Here is an 18,292-nt window from a genome sequence, read left to right as displayed (position 1 = left end):
CCCGACCGGTTGGCGTACCGGCGGTCCGTGATCGGGATCGGGTTCCGTGTTGCGGTCGTCTCTGCGGCGTTGGTGATCGCGATCATCCTGCTGGTCGTCGGCTACGTCCTGTGGCAGCTCACGCCGGGGCAACTGCGCGAGACGCCCGGTCCCACTGACGTGCACATCACCCTCGACACCGTCGACCTCAGCATCGCGGTCCTCGGCGTCGGCGGACTCGCCATCGCCTTCGCGGGCATCGCCGCGTGGATGATCGCACGCCGTGCGGTACGGCCGATCGCGGAGGCAGCGCGGATGCAGCGCACCTTTGTCGCTGACGCCAGCCATGAACTCCGCACACCGCTGACGGTGCTGCACGCTCGCGTGCAGCACCTGCGGATGATGACCCCGACAGGCGACCCGCGCCGCGCCGTCGTCGACGAGCTCCAGGGCGACACCCGGGTGTTGATCGACATCGTCAACGACCTCCTCGATGCCGCGGCCGGAGCGGAGGCGACCGGTGGCGTCGCGGACCTCGATGCGGCACTGATCACGCTCCGTCGTGACATGGCTGTCCTCGCCGCTCAACGCCAGGTGCACCTCGAGGTCACATCAACCGGGTCATCACTTGCCGGAACGACCCTGGCCGTATCAGGCACCCAGCTGCAGCGATGCTTAGTCGCTCTGACCGACAACGCAATCGGTCATACCCGCCGCGAAGGGCACGTGTCCGTTGCGGCGGACAAGGACGGCCCCTACGTCAGGATCCGTGTGAGCGACGACGGGCCTGGGATCACCGGCATCGCGCCCAATCGTGTTTTTGACCGGTTCGCTCATGGTGCGCCGAGCGCCACGGCCGGTGAGGCTGGTACGCGAACCGGGTACGGGATCGGACTCGCGTTGGTGCGTGATGTCGCCGTGCGAGCGGGAGGCGACATCATTGTGGAGCGCACCGGCACGGGCGGCACAGTGTTCGCGTTGCGGCTACCGATCGCCCGTCCGAGTGCCGAAGAATGTGACTGGAAGGACGACCGATGATGCTTCGTCTCCTGCTCATTGAAGACGACCCACGGCTTGGCCCCTTGGTCGCCGACGTGTTGGGCCAAGAATGGGACGTCACCCTCTGCGAGGACGGGGAGAGCGCCCTGCAGGTCGCAGCCGAGCAGTACTTCGACGTGATGGTTGTTGACCGGCGGTTGCCCGGCATCGATGGTACGGAGGTGATCGCCACGCTGCGGAAACGTCGCATCAGCACTCCCGTGCTGATGCTCACCGCGCTCGGCGAAGTCCGCGACCGGGTCTCCGGTCTCGACGCGGGCGCGAACGACTACCTGGTGAAGCCATTCGACTTCGATGAGCTCACCGCCCGACTCCGCGCGCTGACGCGTGACTATTCCGGTGTCGGCGCCGGGATCGAGATCGGCGGCTGGGTGTTCTACCCCGAGGACAGCAGCATCACTTCCCCCTACACCGGCCGGGTGATGCTGACGGAGAAGGAGGCAGCGATGCTGCGTCTACTCGCCAGCGAACCTTCCCGCGCCTTTACCCGGCAGCATCTGCTCTCAGCGGTCTTCGAACACGGTGAGCAGCTCGGCACCGTCGACACCTACGTGCACTACATCCGCCGGAAAACCGATCGGGACCTCATCAGCACCATCCGCGGCGTCGGCTACCGTCTCGGCACGCCGGCGTGAAACGGTCACACAGTGGACGGACGGGAAACGGGCGATCGTCGCAGCGACGACGCCTCTGTCAATCCTGACGGACACCGTCGATCAGGATCGGCTGCGTGTCCGCTCCGGCCGTTTCGGCTCGGCGCGGACGGGTAGCCCTGTCGGTGTTGGCTGCTTCCACAACCCGCATGCCACTCATGACGATGACGGTGACGGCCCCCACCCACACGACCGACGCCGCCGTGTCGGATGGGTAATGCACCGCCAGCGTCAAGCGGGAGAGGGCGACCACGATCACGGCGGCCGAACCGAAGATGATCGTCACCGCACGACTGCGCCCCGTCGTGACGAGTACCAGACCGAGCACGACCGCGGTCACCAACGCGACGTGACCGGACGGGAACGACCAACTCTCCGCCGCCGCGTGCACGTTGGGCAGTACCGGCCGCGGGCGGTGCACCAGCAGCTTCACCGGCTCAACCGAGAGCCAGCCGATCGCTGCGACCGCAGCGAACCGAGCCGCTTGCCAGCGGTTCTGTCGCCACCAGATCAGTGCAGCGCACACCAGCATCAGTACCAACCCGCCGGCCGGTTCCAAGACAGCACCGAGAACTTGCGCGCCATGCACGCCGACAGGCGAAACGTGGGCGGCGACTATGAGGTCAAGGCGAAGTTCACCCGCCCCCGCCGCTGGAACCGCTCGAAGCATCAATCCCACCGCAACGACGATCATCGCCAGAACCATCGCCGCGGCAGCGCGAGGAGCCGCCCATGCAAGTTCACTCCGCATCGAGGAGACCCTCCTGTTCCACTTCCGTTGCGACCGCGAGCAATGCCGCAGTCACCGACCCGGCGAACACCATCAGGGCAACTGCTGCACCTGCAACGACGAACCACACGCTCACCGCAACCACCTCCACAACCACCGTCGCGGCAGCCCTCCAAGGAACGACCCAGAACGCAACGACGCTTCGTGAGTGGATTCTGGGAACAACGTGCGGAAGATTGCCCTATGAGCAGCGCGCGGTGGAACAGCGCCCGTCTGGCGGACCTGGTGTTCCTGATCGGGATCGGATTGAAAGCCGTCGACGGGGTCGTCGAGCTCGCGCTCGGCGTGCCGCTGGTGCTCCTCCGGCCAGCGGAAATCTCGGCGATCGCGCACGACGCCACCGCAGGTGAACTGCAGCAGGATCCGCACGACCTCGTCGCGAACCTGATCCTGCACGGCGCAGCGACACTCAGCGCTGAAGCCGCGATCACCACCGCTGTGTTCCTCCTGTTGCACGGCATCGTGAAGGTCGGCATCGTCGCGGCGCTGCTGCGTGGCACACGCCGGCTCTACCCGCTGGCCATCGCCGCGTTGACCGGATTCTTGCTCTGGCAAGGCGTCGACATGGTCTTGCACCCCAGCTTCGGCATCGCCGCACTCATGCTGTTCGACGTCTTCGTCATCGTCCTCACGTGGCGGGAGTGGCGCCACCACAGAACCCTTCGCGATGTCTGGCGGTCAGTGGTTCCCCGACGGCGCGGTGGAGACCAACGCCGGCGCTCAGTCAGCGAAGCATCGTGACCGCTGCCGTTCCGGCACCGTGAGCCCCGGGCGAACCCACTGACACGAAGCCTGCTCAACGCGTCCGATTGCTCGTGGGGCGCACAGATGGCGTCCGAGCTGGGTGTGGAGAGCGACGCCAGGTCGGCGACCACCTCGCTATCTCGTGCTCTCAGCCGATCACACGCACGAACCACCACCCGGATGCGCCGAACGCAGCCGCAGGGCTGAGCTGAGTGAGGTCGCATCGCTCGACCATGGCCTGCTAGGACAGACTTGCTTCGGCATGCCAGAGACAGTCAGCCGTGCTCTGGTCAGGTACGCCGGAACGGAACGGACATGACCATCGCTGCTGGAATCCCAAGCCCACCCGTCAATGGGTTCACCATCGGCCCCGTCGAGGTGCACTACTACGCGCTGTGCATCCTCGTCGGTGTCGTGATCGCCTCCTGGGCCACTGCAGCTCGGCTTCGGGCGGCTGGAATCAGCGGCGGTTCGGTGATCGACGTGGCCATCTGGGCCGTCCCGATCGCAACACCGCGGCGACCTCATCGATCTCGGGCGTGGAAGCCGGTCCACCGGTCATTGCGGCGCACTCGGACTCTCGCGATCGTCTTCGAACTCGTCCTCGTCCTCGGACGCAGAGGAAATCGCGATCTGGCCGCCAGGCCCGATCAGAAGTGTTTCCACGGCGGCTTGCCCGTCTTCGACGAAAGTGAGGACGTCGACAGTGTCGATTTGGCCGCTGGCACCGAGGACGTCGGCGTATTCGATGACGACGTCCCCGAAACCGTGGACCGTCAGCGTCGGCCGTCCGGTGTAGTGGATGTACTTCATGCTGCAACCCAACGTCGCCGCGGATGATGGCCCGTCCAGGGTCGCGAGCCCGCAGCCGGCCATCGTTGCTTGCCACATCAGTCCGACGACTAACGTGCTGGCGCAGGGCGGGCGGGGCTGGAAGGATTGGTGTGGGGCGGCTGGTTACCGCCCAAGCAATGGGGTCTGGAGTTTCTGATCCTCGGCCCCATGCGCCTGCCCACCCCCGCATCGTGAGGGCGGGCAGGTCCCACAGACTCCGGCTCTTGGTCAGCTCCTGGCCCTGCCAATGCATGAATGACGGTCAGGAGGCACGGTGGTATCCGACACCGTGCCTCCCGTCCTTTGTCGCGGCCGTCGCGCCGTTCAGCGCGCGACGCGCTTCACCAGGCCCGAACCTGGTGGAGTTTCTAGAGGCCGTACAGCATGTCCCGCGCCCGGACCGCGAAGTCCCGCAGCAGATCGAGCTCGACACTGTCCTCCCGTCGCGGCGCGGAGTCGAACACGCAGACCGCACCGACGCGAGTGCCGTCCACGCTCTCCAGCGGGTGGCCCGCATAGAAGCGGATCGGTCCGCGGCGCACGAGCTGCGGGCGGTTCTTGTCCCACGCATCTCCGACGACCATCGGGCCCGAGCTCAGCACGGTTGAACGGCAGAAGGAGTCCTGCAGCGCTCCTGTCCCACGTGGAATCCAGATGCTCGCGGCCGACCACTGCCGCCCTTCCGGTAGGAACGTGATCGCCGCTCCCCGCGTGTGGAAGAGCTCGGTCATGTGCTGCACCATCTCATCCAGGGCCGCGTTAGTCGGTGTATCGACGATGCCCAGGCCGCGGATGGTGTCGTACCGCTCTTGGAACGGCTGCCACTTCGAGCGAAGCCACTGTGGGCTACCGGCACGAGCGCGCTGCTGCTCAAGCAGCAGCTGCGACACCTCCAGCAGAAGCGGCGGCGGCGACGCGACCGTGTCGCTGTCGACACTCAACACGACCAAGTCCTTTCGCGCCTCCCGCAGTGACGCCAGGAGCGCCGGCTGCTCCTCCTTGTACGCCAGGGCGACCACGATCTCCGCGGTCGGCGCCAGAAGCGGTCGGAGCTGATCAACCAGCACGAGCGCTTCGTCGGCAGCCCCGGTGACCGCAGTGCTCGTCGTCCGGCTGTGGACGACGCTGCCCGACAGGCAAACCATCACGACGTCGTAGTTGGCGACGTGGATTCCACTGCCCGCCGACAGCAGCGTCTGTCCGGACCAGCTCGACCACGGCACTGCTGTGACGTCGACGCCTCGCCCTGATCGCGCCGCCAGGGCCCGTGCCATCGTTCGTGCAGCGTCGTGTAGCGACTCCTCCGGTGCAAAGACCCCGTCACCGAAAACGAGAACGCGGTCCGGGTCCAAGCCGCTCGCTGACGCGGTCACGGCGCGGGCCGAAAACGGACGGGTGGACCGTTGCGGCGCTTCGAGAACAGTCATCGTTCACATCCCTGCGTGAGGTACTGCTCCTGGTCAGGACTCGGGGGTGTCGATCTCCGTCGCAAGTGCGGCTACGAGGTCCGCTTCCGAGGGCAGGGCGGCGCGGACTGCTGGTGGGAGGAGGTCGTAGCTGGCGACACCGATCGGGGTCTGCTGTCCGGCGAGGGAGTACCGGACGACGGCGTCGTTCTTGTCCGCGACCAGCAACAGGCCGACGGTATCCGCATGCTGAGGTCGGCGGAGCTTGTCGTCGACGAGGGCGACGTAGAAGCCGAGCTGGCCGAGGTACTCGGGCTTGAATTTCCCGGTTTTGAGCTCGATCACGACGTACCGGAGCTGCTCGACGTGGAAGAACAGCAAGTCGACGTAGAAGTCGTCCCCGTCGACGTCGAAGTGCACCTGCCGGCCGACGAACGCGAAGCCCTCCCCGAGCTCGCGGAGGGTGTCGATGATCCGGTCAACGAGTGCCTGCTCGAGGTGGCGTTCCTTCGCGTCACCGCGAGGGCGAGGAAGTCCAGCACGTAGGGGTCCTTCGTGATCTGCTGCGCCAGATCCGACTCCCCCGGCGGGAGCACCTCAGCGAAGTTCGTCGGCGCCGCCTGCAGGCGCGTATGCGCCACCGAGCGGATCTGATGTTCGAGGACGTTCCGCGACCACCCGTGCGCGGACGCTTGACCGGCGTACCAGCCCCGGAGCTCGTGGTCATCGAGCCGGTCGAGGAGGACGGTGATGTGCCCCCAGGGCAGTTGTGCAACAGCCTGTTGCAGAATCTGCTCGTCAGACCACGCTGCCGCGAACGCCCGCATATACGCGAGGTTCCGCGGGGAGAACCCCTTCATCTCCGGGAACTCGGCCCGCAGATCCGTTGCGAGCCGGCCGATGACGTTGCTCCCCCACCCTTCCTCCCCCTGGCGCTGCAGAATCGTTGCTCCGATTCCCCAGTAGAGACGGATCAGTTCCGTGTTCACGCGGCGCTGCGCCGTGAACCGAGCAGCACGTACCTGCTGCTTTAACTCGGTGAGAGCAGCGGCATACCCGGATACGGCCGGCGAGGAATCAGACATCACGATCAGTCTGCCCGACCAGCCGACGACCGGACGACGGACAAAGCGTTCTACGGAACAGTTATGCCAGGGTGGAAGCGAACCCCCGAGCGAAAGGCGACCTCCACCATGGCGCAGAAAGTCACCACGCACCTCGTCGACGACCTCACCGGCGACACCATCGACGACGGCAAGGGCCGTACTGTCATCTTCGGATTCGACGGCACCCACTACGAAATCGACCTCACCGACGACAACGCCGACGCCCTCCGCGAAGCGTTCTCCGACTACATCGCCGCCGCCCGCAAGGTCAGCGGCCGCTCTGGTCGGGCCAGCGGTGGCAGCGCGCCGAAGCGCGGCAACTCGGAAGAGCTCGCGAAGGTCCGCGAATGGGCGAACGCGAACGGCCACGAGGTTTCCTCCCGCGGCCGCATCAGCCAGGCCGTCCGCGACGCGTACGACGCGGCACACTGACGCCGCTCCCCACACAAAACAGCCGGCCACCCTCAGGGTGGCCGGCTGTTCTCGTTCGCGCCGATATGGCGCTCTTATGTCAACGCAAGCGCTTATCTGGGCGCGCGAAGTCCGCCTCGATGACATTCGATCCCGGGCCAACCTTTTTCGCCGCCGGGACAAAATCATTCCTTTGACGAATCTGCGGGGCCAAAGATTGAAGGACCGCACTAGGTAGCGCGAGCTCAGAAACCGCGGACCTACTCATATGGGGCTCCGGGCCGTACCTCTTTTCCAAGAGTTTGCGGAGCAACTTGGGCTGCTCATGTGCGACATCAACCGGCTCATTTTTGCGCCACCCTCGCGCAGAGATCTGACGAAATAGCATTGCAGCGCGATCCTCCGGAAGAGAACCGATAGCCTTGCCTCGCATGATGATTGCTTGCATCGATACGCCCCACCGAGCCTTCGACGCGGCCAAGTTTCGCAGAGTACTACCTCGGCCGATAGTTTCAGCGATTTCCGCATAAGGTAGCAAGATCGCGCTTGCAAGAAGATATGCTTCTTTCTCTCTCATGTCTGGCTCTACATGCGTTCTAAACGTGTGCAGAACGATATGCGCGAGTTCGTGTGCGAGCGTAAACCGATCGCGATCCCCGGAGCTCCCAGGGACGTAGCTTGCAAGCGCAGTCTCGTTGATTCCAGCCCAATGAGACGCTCCGAAATGCTTTGTCTGGTCGCCCGATTCCTTCGCACCAGGAACCACAAGAGGTGCGACCACGATCCCATGGCGCTCGAGTGTTGCAGTCATGTCGGGAATCACCGCGGTTGGATCCAGCCTGAGACGGAGCCGCACTTCTAGGGCAATCTCTTCAATGCGCGCAGTAGAGAGGACCCCATCCCGATCCTGCACGATTGGAAGAGTAGGTCTTGGCACCTCGTCGGCGGATACCAGCTCCGCTGAAACTCGATACGCCTCCTTGAAGAGAGTTTTTGCTCGCTCCGAATCTTTCGCAGAGGCGGTTTTCATCTTTCGCATGTCAACAGACGAGTCGGGAATCCCGGAAGGCGGAATAGAGAAGAACTCTACCGGAAGCGCCATGACCTCTGAGAACTTACTTGCGTACTCCTCGGATAACGTGCGCTCACCTCGTGCCATCATTGATATAAGCGGCTGCTTGACACTAGTCGCCGTGGCGAGCTCAGTCTGCGTAACGCCAGCGATGGCGCGGGCGGCTTCAATCCTTGCCCCGTAGAGCATCAGGAATCGGTGCCAGTCGCGATCTCTAGATCGCCGTAGTCCTCGAGCTGGTCAAGCTCTCGACGATCGAACGAGTAGCCAGAGAAGTCTTCGGACGAGCGCTGCATCACGCAGCTGAAGTCGATTTTCGGGTTGGTGCTGTAAGTCCCGGTGGTCAGCGTGTGCACAAGTCGCAACGGAGCCGTCGGCTTCCAGCGCTGCCACGTCAGAATCAGATTTTGCGCGGCGAGCAGGGCGTCGGGGTCCGCGGCGCCGATCTCACTAGAGAAGTAGTTGACTCGCTGAGTGTTTCGCCCAGCCGCGGGGATCACGTCGTGCTTAGTTGTGTGAAACAGCTTGATCGTCTGGAGACCATTGTGCACCGTGATCGAGTTCTTCTGTATCTGCCGGTTGAGGCGCCAGTCCCCGAGATCAGCTTCATTGGCATCGAGGTGGTTGAAGATAAAGAACCGGTACAGGTCTGTCACCAGCTTTATGTGGTGAGGCTGCTGCAGGGCCTCCATCCGCTTACCCTTCTTCGTCAGGTGGCGGACGTTGTAGTGGGCTTCCTGGATGCCGTCGTAGATGGAGTCGACGACGGGCTGCGCGCTCTCCGCAATCCGCTGGGCGACCGCCGAGTCAGGTGTGCTCATAGGCGTTATATTATCACGCCGAACGCAACTTGCGGTCAGGGACGTGTTCCGGTGCTGTGGAGCGTCGCGTATGTCGCTCTGGGGTATACCTCAACGCATCACGCTTCAGCGGGTCGCTCTGTGTCGCTCTAGGGTGCCGAATCGGACTTCTGCCACAGGTATGCGTCAGGGTCTAGACGTCCCGCCACACGAAGTGGTCAGTCCGACCAGAGGGTCGTGACCTGCTCGGCAGCGCGCAGGAGATCGCCGACCGGCAGGGTGATGCGGTGTTCCGGGACTTGCAGGGCCGGCCATTGCACAACCAACTCGAGTGACCCAGCCGGCGGTAGCGGGTGCAGCCACAGATCGTCGGCGTACCGGTACGACGACGCCCCACCTCCCCCGCTGCCGCCCTGACGCAGAAGCACGGCGCCGTCGTCCACACCGTCTTCGTCGAAGAGGTCGCTGTCAGCGAGGCGCTGCCCATCGGACAGGATCGCGCCGTACTGCAGCCGCGCGCGGCGGCCTTCCTCGGAAACGAAGAAGTGGTCCTCGTGGATCAGCTGCTGAAACTGCCGCTCGGACAGGTCCCTCCGGCGAACTTGGCGCCCGATCTGGAACAGGACACCGTCGGTGAAGACCCGTGCGGACTCCACCACGATGGCCGCGTGCTCGCTTGTCGCCCACCGGAGCCCGTAGCCGATCACCGCGGGGAGTTCATCCTCCGCCGGGCCATGCCGTGGATCCCGGACTGGCTCCTCGACCGCCGCAAGGTCGAGCGGGTCTGGATCATCAGCAAAGAACGTCACTCCCACACCGCATCACGTTCCTCCGTGAAACACCAGCACGACGACTCTGCCGGTGTTCAGGTGGTGCTGTCGCAGAACGTCCACTCATCCCGGTGCAACTCCTGCAACACCCCGTCAACGCACACCAGCAGCCCAATCTCGGTGAACTGCGTCGGGATTCCACGGTTGATCTCCGGCTCCCACTCGCCGCGAATCCGAACCCAGCGGACGAACTCCGCGCGCCGACGCAACGCGAACTCCCGACGGCTGATCTCGATCACGGACGCTCCTTCCCCACGGCCTGCACGGCAGTCGCCTGGTGCCGATACAGGGTCGCCCGGGACCACCCCACCAGGTTCGCTGCATCCGCGGCGGTATGGCCGGCAGCGCGGGCCTCGTTCACGATCGCGAGTTTCCGGCCAATTACCACCGGATCCGACGGCGGCCGCCCGAACCGAGTACCAGCGTCCCGAGCGGCAGCGATGCCGGCGATGACGCGCTCGACGATCAGCTCGCGTTCGTACTCCGCGAGGGTCGCCATCAGATTCAACATCAGCCGCCCCGTCGACGTCGCCGGATCGATCCCATCCGACACACTCCGGACCCCGATGCCCCGCTCTCCCAACATCGTCACCGTGCTCAACACGTCCACCAGTGACCGGCCGAGCCGATCAACCCGCCACACCACCACCGTGTCGCCGGCAGCGGCGTGCTCGAGCAGCCGGCCCATCCCCGGACGAGCGGCGGCCTCCTTCCGACCAGACGTGACATCAGCGAAGATGTCCCGCTCCTGCACCCCCACCGCAACCAACGCATCAACCTGCAATGTCGCATCCTGCGCTCCAGTGCTGATACGCGTATACCCGAGAAGCCTCACCCGCCAAGTGTCTCAGAAAACCCCGCAACCACCCACCGAAGCACCATCAACACCGAGACGACTTTCCGAGACAACCCAGACTCCCGGAACCACTGGACTCACCCGAGCCACCAACCGTCTCACGACTCCGTCTCGAAAACCTATAGTTTTTCGAGGCGGATGAGGTGTTGCGTTTGTCGCCCCTTCACCGGGCAGTTTTGCGCGACACCTGAACGGGGATCCCCCGATCAGGCAGGACACGGGCAGGTTGTCATGGTTGACACGTCCGGACGTGCGCCCGAGGACGACCGGTTATCGGGCACCTCGGCCGAGCGCGACGTGTCACATGCCGTCGGTACTAATCGAGCGAAGGATGTACGGAGTCGCCACGCCCTGCCACCGATAGCGTCGAGCAACGACCGCGTCGAGCCATGTGAAGAGGCCGAGAAGGGTTTCGGGGCCCATGTACGCCCAACCCTCGAAGGTCTCGCCCGTCTCCGGGTTCAGCATCCGTAGCGCGCCCTGCCCGTCCGCGAGGTTCACGAAGTATCCGCGTCCGAGGACAAACAGCGCATCAAGCAGCCCTAGGTTGCCGCGTGCCGGTGCGCCGGCTGGAACTGGTACTTCGGCGTTCAACGCTTCGTTGATCGTTGCGAGGGTCATCGACGTTTCGAGGGCGATGGCGAACGTAGGGAACGACTCCACGAACCGCGACGCGTCGCTGATGTTCGACGAAAGCGGTTCGTTCATTTGGAGCGGCGCCGGCTCCAGTCGACGAACACTCCGCCCCTTCTTCGCTATGTCTCGCAATTCTGTCCGAGTGAGTCGACTCTTCACTTCACCAATCGCAGACACTCCTTCCGCGAGGTAGAAGCCTGCCTGGTCCGGACCATGTCGGAAGGGCTGGTCGTCGTTTGAGATCACGATGTCGAGCTGGTCACTGACAGCACCCCAACGGTCGAAGACCTCACCGGAACCAACATCGAAGCGCCTCGGCAGGTGCCCCAGGATGAAGTCCCGCACCGCGACCTCGACTTGCTGCCCCTTGCTAGGCCGATGCTGTAGCCCTGCACGAGCCTGGCTGAGGCTTGAAGCGAGGCGCTGCTCTTCTGCCCGGAAGATCGCGCTGAGCTTCTCACGGACGACCCCGTCTTCACGTCGAATCTCTGGCATGAGCCGATGCTACGGCGAGGGAAGTCCGTCCTGCGATCGCCAATTGAAGCGGACGACGTTAGATGGGCGATTGCATCAGCGCGACGACCTTCGGCCCCGTTGGACAACCGGCTATTCAGGTGAGATCGGCGTGATCAGTCCTGTTCGGTAGGCGAACGCAATGAGCTCGCTCCTCGAGGACAGTCCGAGCTTCGTCAGGATCTTTCCGACATGGGTCTTGACCGTTGCTTCACTGATGAACGCCGATCGTGCGATGTCAGCGTTTGAACGCCCCTCCGCGACGAGTGCGAAGATCTCGCGTTCTCTTGGCGAAAGCATGCCCACCGACTCCGGCACCGCGACAGGTAGTCCTCGCAACGCCGGTTCGACCCGTCCTGCCCGGCGATCGCGCCCCATCTTCCAGGACCCGGCAGTCGCAGCAAGGCAGACCAGGACCCAAACGAGTGCGTTCACCGTGAGGTCAGCGTCCCACGGTCGCCCGTTGACGAGCCCCCAGCGGCCCGACACAGACAGTGCGGGGATGGTCAAAAGCGCTCCGATCGCGGCGGATGTGGTGAGCAGGAGCGCAAAGGCTGGGGTTCGCGCGCGGGCAGAGCTGGAGCGGGCGACTACTGCGGGCAGGGGCAAAAGGATGAGGTAGCCGACCCAGCTCAACTGGCTGAAACGAGCTGGCCAGAAGAACAGCTGGAGACCAACAAGAACGATGAGCAGCATGACGGATTGGCGGGGGCGGAAACCTGAAACGCCGAGGACGACGGCGTATCCGATCATCACAAGCACGGCATAGGGGTTCGTGAGGAAGGTTTCCTCCCGAGTTGGGACCACGTCGACGATGCCGGCCCGCTGGGTAGCCCACCAGGCGACCAGCAACACAAGCGCAAGCGTAGGTGGGCCGAGCACCAGCAACCGTTTCCACATGGCTTCACGGTACGACTCCGAGAAGTCCTACCAAGGCTCATGGCACCACGTTCCTACTGAAGTCGCGGTCATCCTTTCGTAGGACTCCCTCCTGCTCTCCCCGCTCCGTTCGGTAGACGATCCATTGCCGGACGCCGCGGCGCGGTACGTTACGGTCGTGCAGATCGTCGAAGGCGTTTGTGTTTGGTGGAGCGACGACGACGGCTGGGGTGCCCTTCGTTCGAAGGCGCTCGAGTCCGACGTCTTCGTGCACTTCTCCGTCCTGAGTGGTCCCGGCTTCCTCTCGCTGCGGCCCGGTCAGGGCGTGCGCTTCGAGGTGGAGCCCTACCCCGCCGGACAGGACGGATACTTCTTCCGAGCGCATAACGTCACGGGCACCTGATCGGTAGCCGATCCCCTACCGAACAAAGAGGACGGCGGTCGGAAGCTACTTCCAGGAGCCGTTCTGAGCGAGCAGCTCCTGTTGCTCACCACGACGCGGCTTCTGTCTCGCAACCCAACGCTCGTGACAGCGACGATGGCCAGCACTTGCAACACATGGTTGCAAGACTCGCCGCCCTGCGAACTTCCGCAGCACCGACACCCGCGGTCGCGGCTGCCGATGAGACGTCTCGCAACAGTAGGGTTACAAGTCGTAAACATGCGGAGTGTTTCGTGCGACAGCTATGCCTTGTCTCGCTAGCCGGCTTGGTCCTTGGCCTCTGCCGCCGCCTTCTTGCGTTCGACTGCCTCGATGACCGACGCTGGCACGGTGTTCAGCAATCGTTGTCGGGCGTTGGGCTTAGTAACGAGTTCATCGACGAGATCATTGATCGCAGAGAAGAGCAACTCGACGATGCCCTCATCCTCCTCGTCCAGCACCAGGACGAGAGTGTCGCCAGGGGCGTCTGCGACATGCAGCGCCCTGTTCCCCGCGTGCCTAATGACCGTGAGTGCTGGTTCAAGTGCCGAAGAGACACGTGGAATGACGTGGATTATGCGCTCGTCGAGAGCTGGCCTCGTAATATCCATAGGGTCGAGCTCGATGAGCAAGCGTTCGAGCGTTGCTCGCGCCATCGCCGCTCCGGCGCGACGTGACACCTGCATGACTGCCGCAGCTTCCTCATAGAGTTCTCGCGGGACCTCAGGCATGTCCGGGCTCGGCTGTGGCGCGGTGCGCGCTGCCGGGAACACGATCTGGTTGTCGTGCCACACGGTTCCGCGCTGACATGCGAAGCACCTGCTCACAGCCCAGCTCTGAGAATCGCGCCATTGAGGCGGAGTGCCGGTTGCCTGCTCCCAGGGATCCAGTGCCTCGGCTGCGTGTTCGAAGAGGTCGTAGGTCTGGTTCTGCGCGAGGACCTCGGTTTCCAGAGGCTGGAACCAGGTCTGCCCATCGCCGTCATCAGCCTCAACAACAAGGCCGCTCCACTCTTGCTGGCTGTACACGCCGCACCTTGGGCAGTAGAAGCCAGCACTGAACCGACTGGGTGCACGTGAGGACTCATCAGACATGGACGCAGCTTAAGAGTTCCCGGTGGTGGCGGCCGACATCGAAGATGTTTGTCGAGCTGTCCGGTGTCGTGTTGTCCTCGGCTGTCCCCCGCCGTCATACGCCGTCGTACGCCGTCGTACGCCGATGCGGCGTGGCACCTCACGCGGCACTTCAGCGGTCGTCCTCGCGGCTGTCGCGATGTAGTCAGAGAACGCTTCACGCAGCTTCTCGGCGTTGTCGTCGGAGAGGTCGATCTCGTAGTGGTTACCGTCGAAGGAGAACTCGACGTTCTTGCCGCCGTCCTCGATCGTTTCGCCGGTGAGATCGTCAATGAGCCGGGTGGTGACTTTCTGTGCCATGACCCTTGTGTAGCAGGAAACCGAACGTAACCCCGCCACAAGACGCACTCAGTGAAAGGTTTTTCGCCAGCGTCGAGTTGCGGTGGGCTTGGTCGTGTATCCACTCGCTTGGGAGCAGAGCGCTGCTTCGTATGGACAGACCACTAGGAGCCGGACGGTCTCTAACCACCGGGCGTGATCCACCCGAAACCACTCACCTCACCAGTGATTTTACCCACAGGGGAAGCGTGGGCCCGCCCAGCTCTCCCGGTACGAACAGCAAGAGCGTCCGACCGCAACATGGTCAGACGCTCTTGCTAGCCCATCAATATCGGCCGTTGCCGTCAGAACCGTCCGCCGTCACTCTAGAAATTACCTTCGTCGGATTTGTCATCCGCAATTTCGCCATGAGCCCCTAAACGGAACTGCAATAGAGCTGCAACGAGAGCCAGGAGACCAAGAACGAAACATATGACGGCGGCAATCATGTGTCCGTTAGACAGGATGTAAGCGCCAACCGCAATGAAAGCGATACCGAATACTACGCTAGCACTAACACTCGATCTTGCAAATAACCGCAAAAACCCTTTTACCACTGTCGCTCCTAAAGAGAATATCCACAGATTCCAAGTGTGGCTCCAACCCCAAGCCCATATGCAACAGCACCTGCACCCGAGAAGGCCGCGATCGCGAGTGAAAGTACACATCCGTTCGCCGCACGCTGCTGTGCATCAGTTTCAGCGGGACCAGTTCCCAAGTGGTCAGTGCCGTCCGGCGTGGTGTAGCAACCCACTGATGAGGAGCAGTATGCCAGCCCGCGCGGATCGCTTCCGTTAATGGGGTCGCTTGCTGCGTAGGCGTACCGGTTGCCGTTGCTGGGGTCGAGGGGGCTGTCGAGGGTGTCTTGCTGGGTCCAGGAGCCCCAGTACGGGTCGTACCAGCGCTGCCCGAACTTCACGAGGCCGGTGTGGGTGTCCTCGATGCCAGCTTTGAAGCCGAAGGGGTTGGCTGCGAGTCCGTCGCCGCCGCCGTTGTAGGCGACGGTACTGGTGCCGTACGGGTCGTAGTCGACGTCGAACGCGGCAGTGGCGTCGACGAGGATGCCCCAAATGTTCCCGGAGCCGTCGTACTGGTACTGACCGAGCACGTTCGAGGGGGTCGACAGGGCGATGGGCTGCCCGGTCTTCGCGTCGTTGACGATGTTCGACCGGTGCGCGTTCGTCGTCGAGCTCGTCAGCGTGGGATTGCCGTTCTGGTCCGCACGTCCGTACTGGTAGGTGCGGTTGTCGCCGCCCGGTGTGGCGATGGACAGGACCGACTTCTGGTCGGCGCCGGCGTACGTGTAGTTCGTCGTCGTGGATCCGTTGCGGACGGCCTTGGTCATCTGCTCGGCCGCGTTGTACGTGAACGCGTATTCGGGCAGCGCGGTGAGGTTACCGGCCCCGTCGTAGCCGAACCCGGCGGTGGTGATCTGGTTCGCCGCGTTGTAGGTCAGCGTCTGGTTCGTGGTGACGTCGCCGTTGCTCTTGGTGAACTTCGTGCTGGTGCGGTTGCCGCGGATGTCGTAGCCGAACTCCCACGTTCCCGGAGTCGCTTTCCCGCTGCCGGTGGTGACGGTCTTCGTGATCCGGCCACTGGTGTCGTACGTGTACGCAGTGCTCTGCCCGGAGACACTGTCACCAACCCACTGAATCTTGGACCGGTCGTTCGTGGTCGTGGTCCCGCAGGTGGGCGCGGTGCTACCGGCGTTGTAGCAGTAGTTCAAGTCGTAGAGCCGCTGCCCGGTCGTGCCGATCCACCCCTGGATCTCCTTGACGCGGCCGTTGGTGTCGTAGTCGGTGTGCGTGCGACTTGCCCAGCTGCTGTTATCGGCGTTCGAGTCGACGTAGGTGTCGGTGCGACGGCCGTTGGTGTCGGTGACGAAGTTGATCGTCTCGGTCGGCTTGTTCGGCGCCGGCGTCGTGGTCGAGATCAGCACACCCGAGTCGTCGTAGGCGGATTTGGTGGTGCCGTCTTGGTCGGCGTACGACGTTTGGTTCCCGGCCTTGTCATACGCGTACGTGATGGTGCTGATCCCGGACGGGCTCGCGGTGTTGCCAGTGGTGAGGAGGTTGCCGAGCTGGTCGTAGGTGTTCGTCACCGTGCCCGACCCCGACGCCTGGGTGAGCAGGTGTCCGGCGTTGTCGTACGTGTTCGTCACCGTCGGTGTGGAGTCCGAGAACGAGGTCGTCAGCACCCGGTCGTCGCCGTCGTAGGTGTACGACGTGGTCCGGCCGGCGCCGTCGGACGCGGATGCGATCCGTCCGAGGGCGTCGTACGTGTACGCGCGGGCACCGAGGCTGGTCCCGGTCACGGGGGTGACACCGGTGAGCTGCTTGTTCGTGTAGCTGTAGGTCGTCTTGTTCGTGCCGTTGCCCGGCGCAGTCGCGGTCGCGACCTGCCCAGCCGTGTAGGTCAGCGTCGACGTTGCAGCGGTGGCACCAGTGCCGGTGCTGTTGCTCAGCTGGTTCCCAACACCGTCATATGTGCGGTTCGACGTGTTGCCAGCGTCGTCGGTGGTGGAAGCCGGCGAGTACGCCGTTGCTGCCGGGGACGCGTTGTAGCTCAGCGACTGGGACGCTCCCCCGCTCGAGGCGACCTTCGTCAGCGACTGGCTGCTGTTCGCCCCATACGTCGCAGTTGTCGTCGACGCGGACGATCCCGACCCGACCGTCGAGGTCGTGGGCTGCAGGTTCGCACCGTTGTACGTCTTCGACCGGACTCGGCCGGCAGCGTCGGTGACGCTGTTCACGAGCTTCTGGGACGAGTTGATGCTGTAGGTGGTGTGCGGCACCGACGCCACCGCAGTCGCGGTGTCCGTGTTCGGGCTCGCGACCAGGGTCGACGTCGCCGACGCGTAGCTCAGACGCGTCGTCGACGCGCCGGCAGCGCCCGCCGTGGTGTTGGACTGCGCCACCTGGGACACCTTGTGGGTGGTTCCCGAGTAGCTGATGGTCGTTGTCGCACCGGTCGGGCTGGTGATGCTGGTGAGGTCGTTACCGGAGTAGGCGAACGTGGTGGTCTTCCCAGCGCCGTCGACGTAGGAGGTGAGGTTGCCGTTGGTGTCCTTCACCCACTTCACCGACCGGGCAGCGGAACCGGAGCCCTGCGTCACCGTGTAGGTCCGCGACGTCGAGTCGTACGCACCCGTCGCAGTCTTCGCCGCGGCAGTGCCAGCGGTGCTGACGATCGAGGTCGGCACGTTGAGGCCGTTGGAAATCGCGACCGTGTTCCCGTTCCGGTCCGCGACAGACACGGGAAGCCCATTGACGTTGGAAGTGATGACCTGCCCCGTCGCCGGGTCCGTCATCGTGTACGTCGGGTTAGTGGTCGCTGAAGCGGTCAGCTTCCGGAGGAACCCGGCCGGCGGAGTGAACGTCGTCGACGTCGCCGGCGTGAACGTCCACGTCGCACCATCCGCCGCCGTGTACACAACCGCACCCGACGCGCCAGCCGAGAACGACCCAGCGCCGGCGATACCTGTGGACCACCGGGCCGCCTGCTGGGTGCTCGTGCTCGCGGCCTGCCAACCGAGGGAGTTGTAGGTCTGCGCGATCGCGTTCGTGCCGCTCACACCCGGCAGCGACAGCCCTGCGGTCGTGACCTCGAGGTTGCCCGTTGCGACGTCGACGGCGACGCCGACCTGGTCGGACACGGCGAACGGCAGTGTGGTGGCTGACGGACGGGACCCGGTCAGACCGGTCGTGGTGGGGCCGCCCGGGATCGCGGCGTGCGCGGTCTGCGCGACACCCCCGACAAGCGCGACGCTGACCGCCCCGACGAGTGCGACCTTCCAACCGAAGGATGAATGAGCCGCAGGGCGGCGTGGAGCAAGAAGCACGGGTTCCCCTA

The 18,292-nt window shown here is 64.1% G+C and carries 19 protein-coding genes and 2 pseudogenes; 6 read left to right on the top strand and 15 right to left on the bottom strand.

Going from position 1 to position 18,292, the window contains the following annotated elements:
* Window positions 1–27: 27 nt before the first annotated feature.
* Both ITJ68_RS16835 and ITJ68_RS16830 read left to right on the top strand, forming a co-directional pair.
* A complete protein-coding gene (locus ITJ68_RS16835; RefSeq protein ID WP_194662968.1) occupies window positions 28–1,017 on the top strand; it encodes a sensor histidine kinase in 990 nt (329 codons plus the stop codon).
* Entirely contained in the window at window positions 1,014–1,673 is a 660-nt protein-coding gene (locus ITJ68_RS16830; protein WP_194662966.1) for a response regulator transcription factor, read from the top strand. The genes ITJ68_RS16835 and ITJ68_RS16830 overlap by 4 nt, the downstream gene beginning before the upstream one ends.
* Before the next feature lie 58 nt (window positions 1,674–1,731).
* Here ITJ68_RS16830 and ITJ68_RS16825 read toward each other — a convergent pair whose 3' ends face one another.
* Window positions 1,732–2,385, bottom strand: a complete 654-nt coding sequence (locus ITJ68_RS16825; protein ID WP_194662965.1) for a phosphatase PAP2 family protein — start codon at window positions 2,383–2,385, stop codon at window positions 1,732–1,734.
* A 46-nt stretch (window positions 2,386–2,431) separates the two neighbouring features.
* Complete coding sequence (locus ITJ68_RS19400) at window positions 2,432–2,557, bottom strand: hypothetical protein (protein WP_267238489.1); 126 nt, start codon at window positions 2,555–2,557, stop codon at window positions 2,432–2,434.
* A 107-nt stretch (window positions 2,558–2,664) separates the two neighbouring features.
* Between ITJ68_RS19400 and ITJ68_RS16820 the strand changes: the two genes are divergently transcribed.
* Window positions 2,665–3,222, top strand: coding sequence for a DUF2127 domain-containing protein (locus tag ITJ68_RS16820; protein ID WP_194662964.1), 558 nt, complete (start codon window positions 2,665–2,667; stop codon window positions 3,220–3,222).
* 318 nt (window positions 3,223–3,540) lie between these two features.
* Window positions 3,541–3,726 (top strand): annotated as a pseudogene (locus ITJ68_RS19735) (prolipoprotein diacylglyceryl transferase family protein); the annotation flags it as partial.
* Between the two features lie 57 nt (window positions 3,727–3,783).
* On the opposite strand, the gene ITJ68_RS19230 reads toward ITJ68_RS19735, so the two are convergent.
* The 3 genes and pseudogenes from ITJ68_RS19230 to ITJ68_RS16805 form a co-directional block, all read right to left on the bottom strand.
* The gene (locus ITJ68_RS19230; RefSeq protein ID WP_228505933.1) at window positions 3,784–4,038 is read right to left on the bottom strand and encodes a hypothetical protein; all 255 of its coding nucleotides are present in this window, start codon (window positions 4,036–4,038) and stop codon (window positions 3,784–3,786) included.
* A gap of 389 nt (window positions 4,039–4,427) precedes the next feature.
* Window positions 4,428–5,486 carry a GAF domain-containing protein gene (locus ITJ68_RS16810; RefSeq protein WP_194662962.1) on the bottom strand — a complete coding sequence of 353 codons (1,059 nt, stop codon included), beginning with the start codon at window positions 5,484–5,486 and terminating at the stop codon, window positions 4,428–4,430.
* 33 nt (window positions 5,487–5,519) lie between these two features.
* Window positions 5,520–6,550, bottom strand: a pseudogene (locus tag ITJ68_RS16805) (PDDEXK nuclease domain-containing protein).
* A gap of 108 nt (window positions 6,551–6,658) precedes the next feature.
* Here ITJ68_RS16805 and ITJ68_RS16800 point away from each other — a divergent pair.
* Window positions 6,659–7,003, top strand: a complete 345-nt coding sequence (locus ITJ68_RS16800) for a histone-like nucleoid-structuring protein Lsr2 (RefSeq protein ID WP_194662961.1) — start codon at window positions 6,659–6,661, stop codon at window positions 7,001–7,003.
* Between the two features lie 79 nt (window positions 7,004–7,082).
* Here the strand turns inward: ITJ68_RS16800 and ITJ68_RS16795 are convergent, their stop codons facing one another.
* The 7 genes from ITJ68_RS16795 to ITJ68_RS16765 all read right to left on the bottom strand — a co-directional run bounded on the left by ITJ68_RS16795 (window position 7,083) and on the right by ITJ68_RS16765 (window position 12,589).
* Window positions 7,083–8,243, bottom strand: a complete 1,161-nt coding sequence (locus ITJ68_RS16795) for an ImmA/IrrE family metallo-endopeptidase (protein WP_194662960.1) — start codon at window positions 8,241–8,243, stop codon at window positions 7,083–7,085.
* Window positions 8,243–8,875, bottom strand: coding sequence for a hypothetical protein (locus ITJ68_RS16790; RefSeq protein WP_194662952.1), 633 nt, complete (start codon window positions 8,873–8,875; stop codon window positions 8,243–8,245). Before ITJ68_RS16790 ends, ITJ68_RS16795 begins: the two co-directional genes overlap by 1 nt.
* A 197-nt stretch (window positions 8,876–9,072) precedes the next feature.
* Entirely contained in the window at window positions 9,073–9,669 is a 597-nt protein-coding gene (locus tag ITJ68_RS16785; RefSeq protein WP_194662950.1) for a hypothetical protein, read from the bottom strand.
* A 50-nt stretch (window positions 9,670–9,719) separates the two neighbouring features.
* Window positions 9,720–9,923 carry a hypothetical protein gene (locus ITJ68_RS16780; RefSeq protein WP_194662948.1) on the bottom strand — a complete coding sequence of 68 codons (204 nt, stop codon included), beginning with the start codon at window positions 9,921–9,923 and terminating at the stop codon, window positions 9,720–9,722.
* Window positions 9,920–10,519 (bottom strand): recombinase family protein, encoded by a 600-nt coding sequence (locus ITJ68_RS16775; protein WP_194662946.1) that lies wholly within the window; start codon window positions 10,517–10,519, stop codon window positions 9,920–9,922. Before ITJ68_RS16775 ends, ITJ68_RS16780 begins: the two co-directional genes overlap by 4 nt.
* Window positions 10,520–10,840: 321 nt before the next feature.
* A complete protein-coding gene (locus tag ITJ68_RS16770; RefSeq protein ID WP_194662944.1) occupies window positions 10,841–11,671 on the bottom strand; it encodes a DUF6602 domain-containing protein in 831 nt (276 codons plus the stop codon).
* Window positions 11,672–11,782: 111 nt separating this feature from the next.
* Window positions 11,783–12,589 (bottom strand): helix-turn-helix transcriptional regulator, encoded by an 807-nt coding sequence (locus tag ITJ68_RS16765; RefSeq protein WP_228505931.1) that lies wholly within the window; start codon window positions 12,587–12,589, stop codon window positions 11,783–11,785.
* 157 nt (window positions 12,590–12,746) lie between these two features.
* Between ITJ68_RS16765 and ITJ68_RS16760 the strand changes: the two genes are divergently transcribed.
* A complete protein-coding gene (locus ITJ68_RS16760; protein ID WP_194662942.1) occupies window positions 12,747–12,971 on the top strand; it encodes a cold-shock protein in 225 nt (74 codons plus the stop codon).
* 296 nt (window positions 12,972–13,267) lie between these two features.
* Here the strand turns inward: ITJ68_RS16760 and ITJ68_RS16755 are convergent, their stop codons facing one another.
* The 3 genes from ITJ68_RS16755 to ITJ68_RS16745 all read right to left on the bottom strand — a co-directional run bounded on the left by ITJ68_RS16755 (window position 13,268) and on the right by ITJ68_RS16745 (window position 18,281).
* Window positions 13,268–14,083 carry a DUF4145 domain-containing protein gene (locus ITJ68_RS16755; protein ID WP_194662941.1) on the bottom strand — a complete coding sequence of 272 codons (816 nt, stop codon included), beginning with the start codon at window positions 14,081–14,083 and terminating at the stop codon, window positions 13,268–13,270.
* A gap of 9 nt (window positions 14,084–14,092) precedes the next feature.
* Window positions 14,093–14,422: an Lsr2 dimerization domain-containing protein gene (locus tag ITJ68_RS16750; RefSeq protein ID WP_194662940.1), complete on the bottom strand. Its 330-nt coding sequence runs from the start codon at window positions 14,420–14,422 to the stop codon at window positions 14,093–14,095.
* A gap of 583 nt (window positions 14,423–15,005) precedes the next feature.
* A complete protein-coding gene (locus ITJ68_RS16745) occupies window positions 15,006–18,281 on the bottom strand; it encodes an RHS repeat domain-containing protein (RefSeq protein ID WP_194662939.1) in 3,276 nt (1,091 codons plus the stop codon).
* Window positions 18,282–18,292 lie beyond the last annotated feature (11 nt).

The sequence above is a fragment of the Curtobacterium sp. VKM Ac-1395 genome (genome assembly GCF_015350975.1).
In the GTDB taxonomy this organism is placed as follows: Bacteria; Actinomycetota; Actinomycetes; order Actinomycetales; family Microbacteriaceae; genus Curtobacterium.
The sequence above is the reverse complement of the archived record's forward strand: the minus strand, read 5'-3'. Positions and strand labels throughout refer to the sequence as shown.